We start from the raw sequence: 17,617 nt of genomic DNA, 5'->3' as shown, positions 1-17,617 counted from the left end.
TCTATCCATACACTTTCACAGCGTATCCCCACAGTAAAAGATAACAAATCGCTTTTGCTGTGTATAAAAAAATAAACAAAAGAATCCTGGAGAAAGCAGAGATGGTAGTAGCGGCAGAAAGAGATGTGGTAGTCGTTGGTTCTGCTCATTAGGAGGAGGAAGCTATGGAAATTTCGTTGCGGTTGGACACGCTAGGCATGGTGGAGGTGCGTTACCTGCGCGGTCGGGAACGCTACCGGGAGTGGCCCCAGTTTGAATTGTTGGCAGCATCGAGGCAGGCGCGCGTACTGGCTTATTTCACACACGAGGTCGCCGAACAGTTGCATCAGCAAATCTTGATGGTCGAAGCGGCAGTTGGCTTAGATGTGGAAGATGAAGAAGATGAGGACGATGAGACCATCGGCGACGAAGGCGAGAGCAACGAAGGCAACACTGGCGAAAAACCCTCCGAAGCGGACAGTACAGCGTTTTCTCCCGCGTTTGCTCAGACGCTCAAACAACTCAATGAACTGGCCCGACAACGCCTGGGTGGTAGCGCTCAGTCTAGCAGCGAGGTGCCAGCTGAACTAGAGGGGAGTGGCGAAGAAGAGGACGCGCTGGAGCAATTGCAAGACGCCTTCGTACAAATGATGGAGGTCGTGCGCGAACTTGCCGAGGAGATGTCCACAGATGCCCTTAAAATCACTGGTCGCTTCAAGTGTGCTCGGACAAACATCGAATTCATCCCTCAAACCCATGATGATGACGAGGATGAGGACGACGAGGACGATGAGGACGACGAGGATACAGTGACAGAGGGCGGCGTGCTCGATATCGAGGTGGAGCTGGTCATGGTCTTACAACTCTTTGAAGAGGGACGGGCCAGACCCGACGATCCTCCCGCCGTTGAACTACAGCTCGATGTCGATGATTTCGAGCGCCTCCACGAGACGCTGGACTTCGCTCTGGAACGGGAGAGACGAAGCCGTCGCCGTCGCTAACATTTGCCTGTAACCCTGGTGCTTGGTGATATCTCTTCCAGGCATATTTCTTCTGTATTATGAGGTAGACTTTTTTATGCCCGAAGCTATTGTGCATCAGAACTTTGATCCTGCTCATGGTGTTCTCTCTTATTACACCTACGATGTATTGACCGCACTTCTGCATGAGATTGTTGCCGCTCATCCTGACCTGGCAGAGATTGAATCGATCGGCAAAAGTCTGGAAGGGCGCGAACTCTGGCTTGTCACCTTAACCAACAAGCAGACAGGGCCAGCTCTGGAGAAGCCTGCGTACTGGATCGATGGAAATACGCATGCCGGTGAAGTAACCGGTTCAACGGTCGCACTCTACACGATCTGGTCATACCTGACGAACTATGGCAAGGACGAGACGGTTACGCGTCTGCTGGATCGCTCCACGTTTTACATCCTACCACGCCTGAGCGTCGATGGAGCAGAGCGTTACCTCACCACCCCTTATTTTTTGCGCAGCAGCACACGCCTCTATCCATATCCAGAGGAGCAAGACGGCCTCTATCCAGAAGATATCGATGGCGATGGACTGATCCTTGATATGCGCGTCCAAGATCCCAACGGAGCCTGGAAATGCTCCGAGAAAGATCCTCGCATCATGCGCCGCCGCCCCATCGATGAAGAAGGTGGAGAGTACTATCACATCTTCACTGAAGGGCTTATCCGCAACTACGATGGCTACCTCATCCCTATCGCGCCACCGCGCGAGGGAATGGACATCAACCGCAACTACCCTTTCCAGTGGGAACCTGAAGGGGCGCAACGCGGTGCGGGAGCTTATCCGCTCTCGGAGCCTGAAACACACGCCGAGGCCGAGTTCTGGCGTACGCACCCCAATATTTCCGGCTTCCTGACGTATCATACGATCTCCGGCGTTCTGCTCCGACCCTATAGCACCAAACCCGACGACCAGATGCCATCCGCCGATCTGGATGTGTTCAAGCTGCTTGGCGAACGCGGCACCGAGATTACAGGCTATCCCTCCGTTTCAACGTTTCACGGCTTTCACTATGGCCCTGACGATGTGACCTACGGTGCGATGGATGATTACGTATACGATCATTACGGTTGGTTTGGCTTTACAACGGAATTATGGGATATGCCAACAACAGCCGGGATTGGTCCGCGCAACTTCATCGCCTGGTTCCGCTGGCATCCTGAAGAAGACGACCTCAAACTGATGAAGTGGAACGACGAGGTAATGGAAGGGGAGGCGTTCCATAACTGGCGACCATTTGATCATCCGCAGTTGGGGCCGGTGGAGATTGGCGGCTGGGACTACAAACTCAGCGATCAAAACCCTCCGCTACGCTATCTTCCCGAAATGTGCGAAAAGCATAGCCGCTTCACGCTGTCGCATGCCTCCTTGAACCCGTATCTTAGCCTGCGCCACCTCAAGATAGATCAGGTGAGCGACGATGTCTTTCACGTCACCGCTATTGTAGAAAACAATGGCTTCTTGCCGACTTATACCAGTAAGAAGGCGTTTGAACGGAAAGCAGTACGGCCAATCGAGGTTGAACTGGTCCTACCAGAAGAGGTCAGTATCGTCAACGGAAAGCGCACGCAAGAGATTGGCCAGCTTGAGGGACGCTCAAACAAGCTCTGGGCGTGGTTTAACAGCCACCCATCAACAGATAATCGTGCAAAGATCGAATGGGTATTGCAAGGGCCGCAAGGAACCAACCTTGAGCTTACCGTTCGTTCGCAGCGCGCTGGATTCGTGCGTCGTACCTTTGGATTGGAGAACAATACAAGACAATAGGAGAGGAGAACCAGGCGTATGAATGCTCAAGATGTAGTTCAACTCGCGCAACAGGAAAATCTACGTCTGATACGCTTTTTATATTGTGATAACGGCGGCATCATTCGTGGCAAAGCGACACAGGCAAAAAAGCTGACGAGCCGCATGCGTGAGGGGATCGGCCAGACGCTCGCGATGCAAGCCTTTACTGGCGTTGAGTCGCTAGCAACCGTTGAGGGTATGGGACCAGTCGGAGAGTTTCGTCTCATCCCAGATCCAGAAACCTTCGTGATCCTACCCTACGCGCCCAATACTGGTAGCATGCTCTGCGATATGATTGGTCTCGACGGCAAAGCGTGGGAAGCATGTCCGCGCACCTTCCTCAAACGCATGATCGCGCGTCTAGCTGAAGCAAACATGGCTGCGGAGGCGGCGGTCGAGCATGAGTTTTATCTGGCCCGAGAAGAGCTGGGGCAGTTTGCGCCTGCGGATCGTAGTCTGTGCTATAGCAGCATCGGACTGGATGAGCAAGCCAAAGTCGTTGATGCGATCCTCGCCGCCTTAGAAGCGCAGAACATCTCCGTCGAGCTATTTCATACAGAGCTTGGTCCGGCCCAACAGGAGCTATCGGTCGAGCATGCGCCGATCTTGCAAGCTGCTGATCATGTCTGTCAGGTGCGCGAAACCGTACGCGGCGTGGCGCGTGAGTTCGATCTCTACGCCACCTTCGCCCCAAAGCCCTTCCTTGATCAGGCTGGTAGCGGCGCTCATATTCATTTTAGCCTTTGGAGAACCAACGAAAACGGGCAGACGCAGGCCAATCTCTTCTATGATCCTGACCAGCGCGGCGGCTTCAGTCAGCTCGGCAAATATTTTGTCGGTGGTGTGTTACGCCATATTCGCGCCCTGGTCGCACTGACCTGTGGCAGCCCCAATTCATATCGCCGCCTGCTCCCTCATTATTGGAGTTCAGCCTACGGAGCTTACGGGTTTGACAATCGCGAGGGAGCCATTCGCATCCCTTCGCTTTTCAGTGGGCGCGAGGCAGATTCGGCCAATATTGAGTTGAAATGCTCCGATCATAGCGGCAATCCCTATCTGGCACTTGGCGCATTGATTGCTGCCGGGCTGGATGGCATCAAAAACCAGATCGATCCGGGTGAGCCGCAAGAGATCGATCCAGGCAACTACAGCGATGAGGAGCGCGAGCAACGCGGCATCTATCGCCTGCCGACCACCCTCAATGAGGCGCTTGACGAACTCGAACAGGATAGCGTGCTGACCGAGGCGCTGGGACCATTACTGGCGACATCCTATATCGCCGTCAAACGCGCTGAAGTGGCCTTCTTCCAGGACAAAACGCCGGAAGAAGAAACACTCCAACATTTTTATAAGTACTAAAATTGCTACAAATTAAGAACCCAGGATGAATTCGCGCAATTGCTTGCCAGAATCTCCTGGGTTTCATACTGTGAAAGATAGTGTCAGGAGAAACCCGATGAAAGGGCTGAAAGTTCGCTTCTACGTGGTTGATGTCTTTGCACAGGAGCCACTAAACGGCAACCCGCTTGCGCTTGTGCCCGATGCAACAGATCTGAGCCAGGAGACAATGCAACAGATTGCCCGTGAGTTTAACCAGTCGGAAACCACCTTTTTGCTGCCACCAACCAGGGCTGAGGCCGATTGGCGTCTGCGCTCTTTCACCCCAACTGGAGTTGAGGTCTCCGGTGCTGGTCACAATGCGCTAGGTGCCTGGTGGTGGCTGGCAGAATCAGGTCGGATCGCACTGTCAGGACCACAAACGGTCTTTCAGCAAGAGATTGTGCAGCAAATTTTATCGGTGGAGATCCTGGCAGAACAGGGAGAGGAGGGGAAGCAATGGAGACCAACTGCCATCGGGATGCGACAAAGTCCACCATCATTTGGGACCATCCACAACAATCCGACACAGCTCGCGGAGGCACTCGCACTGTCGGTAGATGATCTGGCTGTAGAAGGACTTCCCGCACAGATTGTTTCCACTGGTGCCGGGCATCTGCTTGTGCCGGTGCGCAACCGTGCAGCGATCAACCGCGCCCAACCAGATATGCCCCGTCTCTTCCAACAATTGCGTTCAGTCGATGGACAGGGTTGCTATCTATTTAGTCTCGATCCAGTTAATACCACTTCTATAGCTTATACCCGTTTCTTCAATCCTACAGAGGGAATCGTCGAAGATCCAGCTACAGGAACCGCCGCCGGACCACTGGCCTGCTATCTAGCAAAGTACGGCAGGATTGCCCCCGATACAACAATCATGATTGAGCAGGGCTATACACTGAAGCGACCAAGCCACATTGAGATACGTTTGCACGGCGATGATGTACGTATCTTTGGCGCGGCTGTGACGGCAGCTGAAGGCACGCTCCTGCTCTAAAGCATTGCGGAGGGACAGAAAGCGAATCACTCTGATGTTGAAGTGCCACATCAGAGTGATTCGCTTTCTGTCCCTTCCTGTTTGTCCTGGCCGGGCAACACGAAGATACCCATCTGGGCCTGCTTCTGCATCGCAATCACGCGCGGATCAGTACGTATCCCTGGCTCAATTGATGGAGGTGGCACAGGCGTTGCGGGCGACGAATTGGCTCCCATCGGCCCGTTTTGTGAATTGTCCGGCACATCCATCCCATTCTGGGCACTGGTCATCATTGGTTCAGTATAGAACATGCTCGCCGATGCTGGATCATTCTGTGGCATGGCCGGCGCACCTGCAACATTCTGAGCGCTGGTCATCATTGGCTGAGTGTAAAATGCGCTCGCAGCTCCCGGACCGTTTTGCGGATAGTTCGGCATCAGCGCGGTTGACTGCTCAAAGACGGCCTCTTGTGGGGGAGGAAATGCATTCTGCCCCTGCATCCCGGCTGCGAACGGGTCAAACTGCGCTGGCATCCCGGCTGCAAACGGATCATACTGTCCCTGCATATTCGCGGGTGCCGCTCCATTCGCCATGAACATATCGGGCGCTTGCTGCAAGATATCGTTCATGGCAGGCGAATTTAGCACATTTGGGTCCATCAAATGCGGTGCATATGCCTGCTGGGGCGCAGAAACCTGCACAGCAAGCTCAAACTCGGTCTGGCTTGGGCGCTGCATCTGGCTGTACGCCATCGCCTCTGCCAATTTCTTCTTCTTCCTTTGCTGCACTCCGATGAGTACCCCGGCAGACACAAGCGTCGTCATACCAAGGCTACCAGTGACAATCAATGTAGTCATCGTTCCCTGATCGTGGGGCGTGGTCGCCGCTTTTGGCGTGGGAGTAGGCACAGGATTATCTGGAGGCGTGGTCTGCGGTGGTGGAGCAGTAGTAGCTTCAGGGGTAGGCTGATCTTCAGTTGGCGTCGCGTCTGGAGCTATAGGTGTTGGCAACACGTCGCCACCATTGGTTACAGGCGTCACAGGCACAGTAGGACGTGTTGCAGTAGCAACAGGTTTGGGCGTCGCTGTCGCCGCTGGTTTCGGCGTTGGTGTTGCGGTCGGCTTCGGTGTTGGCGTTGCCGTTGGTTTGGGTGTCGGCGTCGCGGTCGGCTTCGGTGTCGGCGTTGGCGTCGGCTCTTTTGTTGGTGTTGGTGTGGGATCGTCTGGTGTTGGTGTGGGATCGTCTGGTGTTGGTGTGGGATCATCTGCTGCTGATGTCTTTTCAGACGCAGTTGTCTCGCTGGTTGGAGTATTCTCAGATGTAGTTGTCTCGCTGTCTGATGTCTTTTCAGACGTAGCTGTCTCGCTGGTCGAGGTTACGTCCAGAACAATACTTTGCTGTCGTGTATACGCATAAGCCTCTGTTTGTAATGACAACAGGCCTACCAGTGAAAACATGCTTATGAGGAACCAGATAACGAATATTTTTCCTATCTGTTGTACTATTCTACGTGGAAGCCTTCTCACGTTTTTGCCTCCCTGCCGCAATTGATTATTTTTCTGATCACAGAAATAGATATATACATATATTAAAATCGCTCAAGACCAGATTATGTTACAGATTGCGGGGATCAAGACACATTCCGTGCCCGATAAATGGAGATATATCTTGCTCTCATTATAGTAAGTCTAGGAGGTTAGCTCATCTTTAGTCAAGCATATTACTAAAAGGTACTATACACCACCGCTCTTTGAGCGATGGTGTAGCCTACGAAGCGTGAAAATCGTTATAGATCATTCGGTTTGCGTCTCCGATTCATCCAGGCGAGCAGGATTTGTTACCTGATTGAGACGATTCCAGAGGATATAGTCGGAATCCTGCTTCAGGACATAGTAGTGACCGGGTTCCGCCACCATATCGCCTGACGCCACAAACTCACCGTTTTCCAGATGGCTCAGATCAATATACTTCGAGCCTTGGATCAAGCGCGTGCCTGTCGGCATGATCTCTATGCGCTTCAGTTCATCGTCGGTCAGATCGGCCAGGATCGTATGCAAATCTTTAAAATCATTGGCAGAGAAGCCTTCGCCTATGATCGTTGGTGCTCCCAACCCTTCATCATCAGAGGAACGATGGCCAACGGCAAGATCGTGATTATATACAGCGGCTTGATTGATGCCATGCTGATGTGGCTCTCGCTTCGTTTTGTCGCTCTTATGCACTTCCGAACTCTTACGCGGATTGCGAGCATTCGAGTCGGTGCCACTACGCGACTCTTTATCCTGGATGCGCTCCTGTGACTCGGCCCGATGAGTTCTTCCCATACTCATATCTCTGGAAGGCGGCACTTTAGCCTCCTGGGGCTGCACGTTCGGGTTCTCATGGCGGGCCGCCTGCGCCTGATACGTCTCATGCTTTTTATAAGTGCCTGTCGTAATGACAGTACTCTTCTGAGGATGATTATGACCAGCCGCTATTTTAGCAGGTCTTTGTTGGTGTCTCTTTGGCATCTTTTTCTCTTTTCTCTCGGTGTATAGCGCCTGGGACATCCCACTTCCTCCGCCTCCCATCCACGAATTGTCCCAGGCCAGCGGGTAATTCCACCACAAAAGGTACACGTCCACCAGAAGAAAACGTGACAGCACCTCATAGACCATTCTACCGAGAAAAAAGCATGCCGCTACGCTCACATCGTCTGTAAGCACACTACTTCATTTGCTTGTTCTTTGTACGTACGCGCTCATAGATCTCCTCCATCACTTTGATGAATGAGGCGTCTTTATGCCAGAAGGCCGGATAATCGCCTTCTTTCTTAATCAGCAGCGCTGGAACGCCTGGTGCTCCAGTTGGTGGCGATTGGGCAGGAAGCCGCTTTGCACCGGTCCAGAACTCTTTATAGCCAACCGTAGAAGAGGCCGCTTCTCTGACCGGACGAGTATAGTAGGAAGAGGACTCAACCGGCTCCACTGGCTCATCATTGGCCGCCAGAGCTGATGCTAGAATCTGTCCCAGCGGCGATTGGGCAAGTTCGGCCTGTAGATCTCCTCTGGATAATCCACGCAACTCAAACATCACAAACGGATCTCTATCCAGCGCAGAGGCGAGCAGATAGTACACTCCGGCGATATGTTTGCAGGGATTTGCATAATCCGGGCACGAACAGGAGGTCACGAAATCATTCTGGCTATGCGGCAACAGATGCAACCCCAGTTCAGAAAACGCCTCCTCTATCGTATCCGGCATCTCGCTCATCAACAGCTTCGTGACCAGATCTGCCCGTCCCGCAATCTGGCGAATCACCTTTTTCCAATCGGCGGCGCTAATGGGCTTTATGGTAATGGAAGTCTTGTAGACTGGCTCTTTATAGACGCCAAAGTACGGATTGATCGAACCCCGCACTCGGGCTGAGACGGTGCCATTCGCCAGTTTGTGTTCAATAATCCGGCCTCCACTGGCGTAAGAGCGCCCACGTCCAAGACGGCCAGGGTCGGTAAATTGTTCCAGGGCCGCGATAAAACGCTGGCCCCACCAGGTACGACTGAATTGTGCCATAGTATTTACCCCACAACTGCGCTCCGTCGCAATGCGATCAAATCTTTAAAGGTGTCGTTATCCAGTTCCGTCAGCCATGACTCATCGGTTCCTACCACCAGCGAGGAGAGCCGTTTTTTATCCTCAATCATCGCGTCAATGCGCTCCTCCATCGTTCCCAGCGCCACAAATTTATGCACAAACACGTTCTTGCGCTGACCGATACGAAACGCGCGGTCGGTTGCCTGATCTTCAACTGCCGGGTTCCACCAGCGATCAAAGTGAAACACATGGTTGGCTTTCGTCAAATTCAAGCCAACGCCACCTGCGCGTAGCGAGAGGATGAACAGCGACGGCTCGGTCTCAGGATCTTGAAACTCAGTCACCATCTGATCACGCCTCGTGACGCTTGTTCCACCATGCAAGTAGTAGGTATTGTAATGTTTGTTATGCTCAAGATACCGCTCCAATGCACTCCCGATCTCGGTAAACTGAGTGAAGACCAGCGCACTCTCCCCGCTTTCAATCACCTCTTCGATCATTTCTCCGAGCCGCTGAAGCTTGTGAGAGCGCTCAGTGGTAAAGGCGCTGCCATCCTGCAAAAACTGCGCCGGATGATTGCAGATCTGTTTGAGCTTCAACAACGTGGACAGAATCAGCCCACGCCGTTGCATACCCTCCGCCTGCTCTATCTGTTGCGAAACATCGTTCACCACCGCCTCATAGAGTGATGCCTGTTCAGGCGAGAGCGTACAATACATTTTTTGCTCGATCTTATCAGGCAGGTCATTAATAATGCGCTTGTCGGTCTTGACGCGCCGCAAGATGAAGGGTTCGACTAGCTTCTTCAGCGTCTCCGAGCGGCTCAGGTCGTTGCTCTTATAGATGGGTGTCTCAAAGCTCTTGCGAAACTGTGCTTCTTTTCCCAGATAGCCGGGATTGAGAAAGTTAAAGATGGACCAGAGATCGCGCAAGCGGTTCTCAACAGGCGTGCCGGTCAAAGCGAGGCGATGCGGTGCCGCAAGCTTGAGAATTGCCCGCGTCTGAGCAGCCTGCGGATTCTTGATATTCTGTGCCTCATCGACCACCACGCGCCGCCAGCTCACGCCCTGCAAGAGCTTTTCATCCAGCCGTGCCAGCGCAAAGGAGGTTAACACCACATCATACGCCTGGCACGCCTCGATAAAAGTCTGCTTCTCTTTCATGCGATTGCTTCCCTGATGCACTACCACGCGCAGTTGTGGCGCAAAACGCTCGATCTCTCTGCGCCAGTTACCTAGCACAGATGTTGGCGCAATCACCAGCGTTGGCAGCGCGCATTCGCCCTCTGGTAGCTTCTCGCGCTCTTTGAGCAGATGTGCGATAACCTCCAGCGTCTTGCCCAGCCCCATATCATCGGCCAGACAGGGATTCAGACCGAGTTGTTCCAGATATTGCAACCAGGCCACGCCGCGCCGCTGATAGTCGCGCAAGTTCCCCTGCAAAGCCACCGGATCTTCAATAGGCGCAAACGCATTTTTATCCTGAAGTCGCGCGAGCATCTCATGCAAGCTTTGATCGTGTTCCCATTCCAGATCATCTTCTGCCTCACTGCTGATCTTCAACAGATCCAGCAGCGAAATTTCAGGCGTTTCATTCCGGTGTGTCTGCCAGAATTGCAGCATTTGTTGCATCTTCTCGCGATCCAGTTCCATCCATTGCCCGCGAAACTGCACCAGCGGCGTCTTCGCATTCACAAGCTGCTGCCATTCCTCGGAGGAGACAACCTGACCGCCTATCGAAAGTTGATATTCGTACGAGACAATGGCCTTGAGGTTGAGGTGACTTGGAATGGCTGCTGCCGTCCCTTTGGGCGAATGCACCGACGTTTTGAGACGAACCTTCGCGCGTCTGCGGCCCTGTGGCGTCCACCATGCCGGAACGATGACGGTATAGCCTGCATCTCCAAGTACCCATGCACTCTCCTTCAAAAAGGCGAACGCTTCATCTAGCGTCAGCTGACAGCCGGCGGGCTGAGCTGTGGCAAGACCTGACCAGATCTCAGGATAGACGCGCGCTGCATATCCCAGCGCCAGCAGCAAATTTTTCTCAAAATCCTGTCCAAAGGGTCGGGCAACTTCCACGCGCTCATGAGGCGTGAGATCCCAATACTCGCTCAGGCTCAACTTGAGTGAAGGATCATGTCTGGCCGCAACAAAAAAGTGCAGATACCAGTTATCAATATTGCTGGCGGGTGCCTCTTCCAGACGAAAGCAAAGGGTGAAACCGGCCTCCGTATGCACGCCGATCAGCTTGGCACGCCACGCCAACCAGTGTTTGTAATCCTCAATTTTATTGACGGAAGCATCAAATAGGGCTATACGAGACGGATAGATGCTTTTGTAGAGCAACGTTCCGTCAATAATCCTGTCAAATTTTCCAGTAAAAGATGTTCCAGTAATAATATCAACCAACAAGCACTCGGAGAAATGGCGCAACAGGCTCTCTTTCGCGAAGAGAGCAACATTGTTTGCACTGCTCATTCCCGCCGTACAGACAAACGGCATAGCAGTTGCATACCGCTGAATAGCCTCCTCATAGCTTTTCGACAACAGTTCCCAGCCGTAATGAAGCTCGACGCTCTCATGTTTCTTCACACGCTGTTTCTTCGTCACGACTGCCAGAATCACCTGGTACTTCATAGACGGGATATATTGATCTTTGGCGATAACACCTTTCAATACTTGCGTATATTGATACCAGAAGAGCAGGTCTGCCCCCAGTTGAAAATCTTCGGCGGTATGCAGTGCGGCAAAGTGAATGTCATTCAATACGGAAACGATATCCACCACCCGATAGCAACAGATCTGCCAGGGCATCAGTTCAAACGTTGTGGGAGCTTCTTCATCCACATAGCGAACCAGTTCAAAGGAGGGAGTTGGTCTGCCCGCAACGGTCGGCAACAAAAAGTATTGCATGCACATGTCGTGCATCGGATCGCCACCAATTGAGTTTTGCAAGTTGAGCCTATTCATCAGGAAAGCGGCAAGGGCTGTCTGCTTCAGATGGCGCGGATGCACACCTTCTGCGGAACGCCACGAGCTGTCAGGAGGTGCGTCGGTCTCAATCCAGAGATAGAAAGCTCCGGCCTGAATGAACTCTTCCTGTTCCCCCTCATTGGGAATCCAGGTGCCGTGAATAATATGCATGCTACAAACCTCTTCACACAATATATAGAGTAGTTCTCAATTATCCTTGCTGGCGATATCTGGCCGGAGGAATACCCACCTCGCGTTTAAATGCTTTGCGAAAAGCAGCTTCCGAATCATAGCCGAGCTGCCGGGCAATTCTATCCATGCTGACCTCGTTTTTGAGCAGGCGGGTTGCCACATGCATACGCCAGCGAGTGAGATATTTCACGGGTGGCTCACCGACAAGCTGGGTAAAGCGAGCGGAGAACGCCGAGCGAGAGAGGGCAACCGCATCTGCCAGTTCCTCAACCTTCCAGCCACGTTCGGGCGATTGATGGATGAGGCCAAGCGCCATACTGATTGGCTGATCGCGCAGGGCAGCCAGCCATGCTCCCGTCGCCTGTGCCTGCTGATCGATCCAGACACGGATCACCTGTATAAAGAGCATTTCTGTTAATCGCCTCAACATCGCCTCGCTGCCAGATTGCAGTGAGATCGATTCGCGCCCAATCCAGTTCACAATTTCCGCGAAGTCCTCCCCCATGCATCCCTGCTCGCCCGGAATATGAATCACATCTGGCAAGCAGTGGAGCAAGGGGAAATTGCCCCAATGCTCAAAATGAAATGCTCCGCAGAGCATTACCATCGTCGCTTGCTCGTTTTGACAGGGAAAAAGTCGATGTTCACGATAGGCCTCATAGTTCAAGTGTAGCTCTTGAGTCAATGGCGAAGCGAGTTCATCGCAGAGGACATGGGCGTGTCCATGTGGCAAGAGAATCACATCCCCATCCTCGATGCGCCGGGCCGAGGTTTCCCCCTCGACACATAAATACCCTCCGCTCAATTTGAGAATGTGGAAGATACTATCCTGACTGGCCGCAAAGTCAAAGCGCCAGGGAGTAGTTGTCTCTGTGCGTGATGAAAGCCACCCCTTGAGGTCAAGCGAATTAAGTACATCCGTCAATACATCCACACTATGCTCCATATATTGGACGATCAGACATAGAACCAGAACATTATGCCATAGACTATCCAGACATTCAAGTGTTATAGTATTGCCATCGAGACGCGTGCTTGACTCAAGTGGGCAACCAGAGGGATTTTCAACAATATAGTCTACTCAAGGAGACAGATTCTATTATGGCTACGATGAAGGCTGTACAGATAGATGCATTTGGTGATATTGATGTATTACAATATAAGGAAGTCGAGCGACCTGAACCACAAGCAGGGGAAGTTCTGGTGAGAGTACGCGCGGCTGGTGTCAATCTAGTGGATGCTGCATCGCGCCGCTTTCCGCTCCCGATCACCACAGCGAAGAAAGATCTGCCTTACATCCTCGGCTGGGACATTGCTGGCGATGTGGTGGCACTCGGCCCTGAAGTGACACAATTTGCGGTTGGCGATGCGGTATATGGCATGCCACGCTTTCCCGATGAGGCAAAGGCATATAGCGAATATACGACCGCACCAGTGGCAGATATCGCACTCAAGCCACGTACACTGACGTATCAAGAAGCGGCAGGCGTCCCACTGGCAGCGCTGACGGCCTGGCAATCAATCTTCGACATAGCCCATCTGCAAGCAGGACAAACCATTTTCATTTCTGGCGGCTCCGGTGGTGTTGGTCATTTCGCCATTCAGCTTGCCAAATGGAAAGGTGCAAAGGTTATCACGACGACATCAACTCGCAATGTCGAGTTTGTACGTGCTCTGGGTGCCGATGTGGTCATTGATTATACGCAGCGAGCGTTTCAAAATGTGGTGAAGGATGTCGATATGGTGCTGGATACCATTGGTGAAGATGTTCTCAAACATTCTTTTGAGGTGGTTAAGCACGGCAACATCATTGTTTCTCTACCTGGACATAAAGGAGTTGGCCAGCTTGGTGCGGAACTTGCCCCATGCTACGGCATACAGTTTGTCCTGGCTATGGTCCATCCTTCAGGTGAACAGATGGCAGAGATGGCTCAATTGTTCGATGCCGGCCAATTGAAGGTTTATCTTGATGGCGTCTTCCCACTGCAAGATGCTGGTCAGGCCCATAAACTGAGCGAGAACGGGCATGTACGCGGCAAACTTGTCCTGACCGTTGAATAGCTGTTCATACTCAAGAAAAGCACAAAGTCGTTCGGATGGAAACTTCTATAGCTTCCATCCTCTGTCGCTAATCATTTTACCCTCTACACTTCCAACATCTCAACAAGCCCCACGCTTAAAAATCTAGATGAGGCGACTCCCCCCACATCAAACGCCATCTATGGTTTATAATTACGCAAGCATCAGATACAAAAAGTACCGTCATTGCATCCCTGTAAAGATCTATTGAGCTATAGTGATGGCGCTACATATGCAGCTTCCTCACATTGTAACGCTACTAATTGTACTGAAAGGGAATTCGCATCATGACAACACATCCCAATGTGACCTCTGGAGAACGCATCGAACGTACCATCATTGTACAGGATATTGAGACCCATCTCTTCGAGGCTGGACCCACCTCAGCGCAACCCGTTCTGTTCCTGCATGGCGCGCATTCTGGCAATCTCTGGCTTGATTATCATCGAGCACTTGCCCAACAATTTCACGTATTTGCTCCCGATCTTCCCGGCTTCGGCCTCACACCACGCCCCGATTGGATGCGCGATATCAGCGACTATGTCCTCTTCCAACAAGACCTGATCCGCATCCTCGACTTGCAGCAACCACATCTTATCGGCCATTCGCTGGGCGGCTGGATGGCTGCGGAACTGGCCGTCTGGTATCCTGAGATGATCGGTAAACTGGTGCTGTGCAATGCTGCTGGCCTGCGCGTTAAGGGATCTCCAATGGGCGACCTCTTCGCGCTCAATCCCCAGGAAGCTCTGGCACTCTGCTTTGAACATCTCGATGCAGCATCCCCACTGATTCCCGCAGAGATCACCACTGACTTTCTGATGACGCAATATCGCGAGAATATATCGCTGGCTCTGCTGATGTGGAATCCGAACTACGACCCCAAACTGGGGCGTCGCCTGGCAAGAATCACGTGTCCCACACTGATTATCTGGGGCGAGAAAGATCGTTTGCTCCCTCCCGTCTATGGAGAAACCTGGCATAAGCTCATTTCAGGCTCTACGCTGATCTCCCTCCCGGATACAGGCCATATGCCCATGTTTGAGCAATTGGAGGACTGGACGCAGCACGTTGTGACATTCTTGCAGGCACACGAAGGAGCAACACATGAATAGCATGAGTTTCTATTTCATCCACCTGATGCCCTGGCCCTACCTGCCAGCCAATTTCGACACTGCTTACGACTCAACCTGGGTCACGCTGCCCAACACCATCTACGATCCGGTCAAAGGCCACGAACTCTACAACCGCTATTTCGATCAGTTAGAATACGCCGATAGGCTGGGCTGGGATGGAGTGGTCGTCAACGAGCATCACCAGAACGCTTACGGTACTATGCCCTCGCCTAACATTATGGCGGCAGTCCTGAGCCAGCGCATCAAGCGAGCAAAGATTGCCGTTGTTGGCAATGCCCTCCCGCTGCATGACGATCCTCTACGCGTGGCCGAAGAGATCGCAATGCTCGACGTAATTACTGGGGGACGTATCATCTCCGGCTTCGTACGCGGTACAGGCATGGAGTACTACTCCTATAATATAAACCCTGCCCTGAGCCGCGAACGTATGAACGAAGCGCACGATCTGATCATTCAGGCCTGGACACGTCCTGGTCCCTTTGCCTTTGAGGGCGAGCACTACAACTACCGCTACGTCAACACCTGGCCTCGCCCCTTTCAGCAGCCTCATCCTCCTATCTGGTTGCCCGGAACAGCAAGCCGCGAGACCATCGATTTTGCCGCTCAGCATAAATATCCCTACATGACGGTCTTTATGAGCATGGAGCAGCGCAAAAAAGCGTATAGTCTCTATCGTCGCTTTGCCGAAGAGAAGTACGGCTACGAGGCTTCCCCAGAACAATTGGCCTTTAGCACTCCCTGTGTGGTGGCTGAAACCGACGACGAGGCGATGAAGATTGGCGAACGCTACATGATGTGGCTATTTGCCAGAGGGCTAAAAGTACGTCCTGAGTTCAACTTTCCACCAGGTTATGTGAGCGAGGCCAGCTACCTGGGTACTATCCAGGCCGGTCTGCAAGCGCTACCAACGCGACCAACCTTTAAAGATCTTGTCAATGCGGGCATTGTGATTGCTGGTGGCGTCAATACGGTAATCGAGAAACTGGCCTATTATGCCGAAGAGCTACATGCCGGCATCCTGGTGGATCTGGCTCAGATCGGCGAAATGCCCAGCTATCTTGTGCTTCAACATCTGGAACTGATGGCGAAAGAGGTCATGCCCCATTTCCGTCCACAGCCCGCCAAAACTGAATCTGCTCCTGTAGAACTGCATACAACACACTAAATTGTACCTCCGTGAGGGATCTTTCGCAGATCCCTCATGTCGTGAAAAAAATGCCTCTCCCCACGTACAATAATGGGAACTATTCTTCTGCTTCTACCGTCATTTCTGTATTAGTCCAGGGATGCAACCCAGCATCCCAACAACTTCTACCGTTGGACTTACCTATAAAAACCAGACAAACAATGTTTATGAAGGAGCAGATCAATGCAGCATATCCAAAAACTCTTCAAAAGGCGCATGTTCTGGTTAGTCAGTAGTATTTTATTACTCGTTCTATTAGCCGCCTGTGGCGCTGGTGCAGCAGGCGGTAACAGTAGCGCCACGTCAGCAGTAGGCAGAGCTGATAACGGATCAGCACAAATGGCGAGTGCACCGCAATCATCGAGCAACTCTGCCTATACAAAGGCCAAAGCAGCAAACCAACAGGAAAAGTCGGCCAATCTCGTAGGCCCACAATACCTGATCAAAAGCCTCAAAGTCAGCATGCAGGTGACAGATACGCGCAAGGTCGCCGATGACCTGCAAAACTGGATCACGCTTACCGACACTCACGCCACTTCTGCTGGAATGGATTACCAACAGATTGGAAGCAATCTCTATAACGTCACCATGACCTTCTCCGTTCAGGCCAGCATCTATCCCAAAATTCAACAATACCTGGGCACCTATCCTGCTCAACACGGTGGTCAGCTTCTCGGCATGACGGAAACGGTTCAGGATGTCACGAGTACCTACGTTGATACACAATCCAGACTGAAGAACTTGCGCGTCGAACAGGCTCGCCTTCAGGAATTGATGAGCCAGGCAAAAAATCTCACCGATCTGCTCACCGTCGAACAGCGGCTCTCCGATGTCGAGGGGCAGATCGAAAGCACCCAGGCCCAACTCAACACTCTCACCAATCAGGTGATGTTCTACCCGATCACCATCTCGCTGCAATCCGTTTATACTCCTCCAACACCACCACCTCCTCCTGGATGGAGTGCCGGTCAGGTGTTTAAGGATGCCCTCTCCGCTTCTCTGGCCTTTGGACAGGGGTTGGCAAGCTTCCTGATCTGGTTGCTTGCTTTCAGTGTCTATATCATTCCCGTTGTCGTTATCATCTGGCTGGTGCGTCGCTTCCGTCTACAAGCACGTTTCGCGGCCCGACCCAAGATGCCGCCGTTTGCCAGCTTTGTTCCTACCACGCCACCAGTCAGCCGGCAACAGGATGCAGACTCTCCGACTATTCCCGATGCAAATCCTGAAAAGTCGGAGGCAGCCAGCAATGCTCACCACTGAGAAGTAGTAGCCAAATAGGCTTCGTAGTGGAGCGATTTATCGCGTAAATGCGAGATTATGCGATAAA

At 52.4% G+C, this 17,617-nt stretch carries 13 protein-coding genes; 8 read left to right on the top strand and 5 right to left on the bottom strand.

What is annotated here, in order from left to right:
* The first annotated feature begins 164 nt into the window (after positions 1-164).
* From K3T83_RS31160 to K3T83_RS31145, 4 genes are all read left to right on the top strand, one after another.
* A complete protein-coding gene (locus tag K3T83_RS31160) occupies positions 165-980 on the top strand; it encodes a hypothetical protein (RefSeq protein ID WP_220206818.1) in 816 nt (271 codons plus the stop codon).
* Between the two features lie 76 nt (positions 981-1,056).
* Positions 1,057-2,778 carry a M14 family metallopeptidase gene (locus K3T83_RS31155; RefSeq protein ID WP_220206817.1) on the top strand — a complete coding sequence of 574 codons (1,722 nt, stop codon included), beginning with the start codon at positions 1,057-1,059 and terminating at the stop codon, positions 2,776-2,778.
* Between the two features lie 18 nt (positions 2,779-2,796).
* Positions 2,797-4,158, top strand: coding sequence for a glutamine synthetase family protein (locus tag K3T83_RS31150; RefSeq protein WP_220206816.1), 1,362 nt, complete (start codon positions 2,797-2,799; stop codon positions 4,156-4,158).
* 97 nt (positions 4,159-4,255) lie between these two features.
* Positions 4,256-5,173, top strand: coding sequence for a PhzF family phenazine biosynthesis protein (locus K3T83_RS31145; RefSeq protein ID WP_220206815.1), 918 nt, complete (start codon positions 4,256-4,258; stop codon positions 5,171-5,173).
* Between the two features lie 50 nt (positions 5,174-5,223).
* Here the strand turns inward: K3T83_RS31145 and K3T83_RS31140 are convergent, their stop codons facing one another.
* The 5 genes from K3T83_RS31140 to K3T83_RS31120 form a co-directional block, all read right to left on the bottom strand.
* The gene (locus K3T83_RS31140) at positions 5,224-6,609 is read right to left on the bottom strand and encodes a polyadenylate binding domain-containing protein (RefSeq protein ID WP_220206814.1); all 1,386 of its coding nucleotides are present in this window, start codon (positions 6,607-6,609) and stop codon (positions 5,224-5,226) included.
* A gap of 336 nt (positions 6,610-6,945) precedes the next feature.
* The gene (locus K3T83_RS31135) at positions 6,946-7,662 is read right to left on the bottom strand and encodes a hypothetical protein (protein ID WP_220206813.1); all 717 of its coding nucleotides are present in this window, start codon (positions 7,660-7,662) and stop codon (positions 6,946-6,948) included.
* Positions 7,663-7,858: 196 nt separating this feature from the next.
* Positions 7,859-8,704 carry an SWIM zinc finger family protein gene (locus tag K3T83_RS31130; RefSeq protein ID WP_220206812.1) on the bottom strand — a complete coding sequence of 282 codons (846 nt, stop codon included), beginning with the start codon at positions 8,702-8,704 and terminating at the stop codon, positions 7,859-7,861.
* Between the two features lie 5 nt (positions 8,705-8,709).
* The gene (locus K3T83_RS31125; RefSeq protein ID WP_220206811.1) at positions 8,710-11,871 is read right to left on the bottom strand and encodes a DEAD/DEAH box helicase; all 3,162 of its coding nucleotides are present in this window, start codon (positions 11,869-11,871) and stop codon (positions 8,710-8,712) included.
* Positions 11,872-11,911: 40 nt separating this feature from the next.
* Positions 11,912-12,826 carry an AraC family transcriptional regulator gene (locus K3T83_RS31120; RefSeq protein ID WP_220206810.1) on the bottom strand — a complete coding sequence of 305 codons (915 nt, stop codon included), beginning with the start codon at positions 12,824-12,826 and terminating at the stop codon, positions 11,912-11,914.
* Between the two features lie 167 nt (positions 12,827-12,993).
* Here K3T83_RS31120 and K3T83_RS31115 point away from each other — a divergent pair, with 167 nt between their 5' ends.
* From K3T83_RS31115 to K3T83_RS31100, 4 genes are all read left to right on the top strand, one after another.
* On the top strand, positions 12,994-13,953 hold the full coding sequence (locus tag K3T83_RS31115; RefSeq protein ID WP_220206809.1) for an NADP-dependent oxidoreductase: 960 nt from the start codon (positions 12,994-12,996) through the stop codon (positions 13,951-13,953).
* 305 nt (positions 13,954-14,258) lie between these two features.
* Positions 14,259-15,083, top strand: coding sequence for an alpha/beta fold hydrolase (locus tag K3T83_RS31110; RefSeq protein ID WP_220206808.1), 825 nt, complete (start codon positions 14,259-14,261; stop codon positions 15,081-15,083).
* Positions 15,076-16,269 (top strand): LLM class flavin-dependent oxidoreductase, encoded by a 1,194-nt coding sequence (locus K3T83_RS31105; protein WP_220206807.1) that lies wholly within the window; start codon positions 15,076-15,078, stop codon positions 16,267-16,269. Before K3T83_RS31110 ends, K3T83_RS31105 begins: the two co-directional genes overlap by 8 nt.
* 204 nt (positions 16,270-16,473) lie before the next feature.
* Positions 16,474-17,550, top strand: coding sequence for a DUF4349 domain-containing protein (locus tag K3T83_RS31100; RefSeq protein WP_220206806.1), 1,077 nt, complete (start codon positions 16,474-16,476; stop codon positions 17,548-17,550).
* The last annotated feature ends 67 nt before the right edge of the window (positions 17,551-17,617 follow it).

It is taken from the genome of Reticulibacter mediterranei (genome assembly GCF_016587455.1).
Note: the sequence above shows the minus strand (reverse complement) of the source record. Positions and strands in the feature narration are given on the sequence as shown.

Excerpts from the sequence above, each read along its gene's own strand:
- K3T83_RS31160 (WP_220206818.1), top strand. The coding sequence starts at position 165 with ATGGAAATTTCGTTGCGGTTGGACACGCTAGGCATGGTGGAGGTGCGT.
- K3T83_RS31155 (WP_220206817.1), top strand. The coding sequence starts at position 1,057 with ATGCCCGAAGCTATTGTGCATCAGAACTTTGATCCTGCTCATGGTGTT.
- K3T83_RS31150 (WP_220206816.1), top strand. The coding sequence starts at position 2,797 with ATGAATGCTCAAGATGTAGTTCAACTCGCGCAACAGGAAAATCTACGT.
- K3T83_RS31145 (WP_220206815.1), top strand. The coding sequence starts at position 4,256 with ATGAAAGGGCTGAAAGTTCGCTTCTACGTGGTTGATGTCTTTGCACAG.
- K3T83_RS31140 (WP_220206814.1), bottom strand. The coding sequence starts at position 6,609 with ATGTTTTCACTGGTAGGCCTGTTGTCATTACAAACAGAGGCTTATGCG.
- K3T83_RS31135 (WP_220206813.1), bottom strand. The coding sequence starts at position 7,662 with ATGCCAAAGAGACACCAACAAAGACCTGCTAAAATAGCGGCTGGTCAT.
- K3T83_RS31130 (WP_220206812.1), bottom strand. The coding sequence starts at position 8,704 with ATGGCACAATTCAGTCGTACCTGGTGGGGCCAGCGTTTTATCGCGGCC.
- K3T83_RS31125 (WP_220206811.1), bottom strand. The coding sequence starts at position 11,871 with ATGCATATTATTCACGGCACCTGGATTCCCAATGAGGGGGAACAGGAA.
- K3T83_RS31115 (WP_220206809.1), top strand. The coding sequence starts at position 12,994 with ATGGCTACGATGAAGGCTGTACAGATAGATGCATTTGGTGATATTGAT.
- K3T83_RS31110 (WP_220206808.1), top strand. The coding sequence starts at position 14,259 with ATGACAACACATCCCAATGTGACCTCTGGAGAACGCATCGAACGTACC.
- K3T83_RS31105 (WP_220206807.1), top strand. The coding sequence starts at position 15,076 with ATGAATAGCATGAGTTTCTATTTCATCCACCTGATGCCCTGGCCCTAC.
- K3T83_RS31100 (WP_220206806.1), top strand. The coding sequence starts at position 16,474 with ATGCAGCATATCCAAAAACTCTTCAAAAGGCGCATGTTCTGGTTAGTC.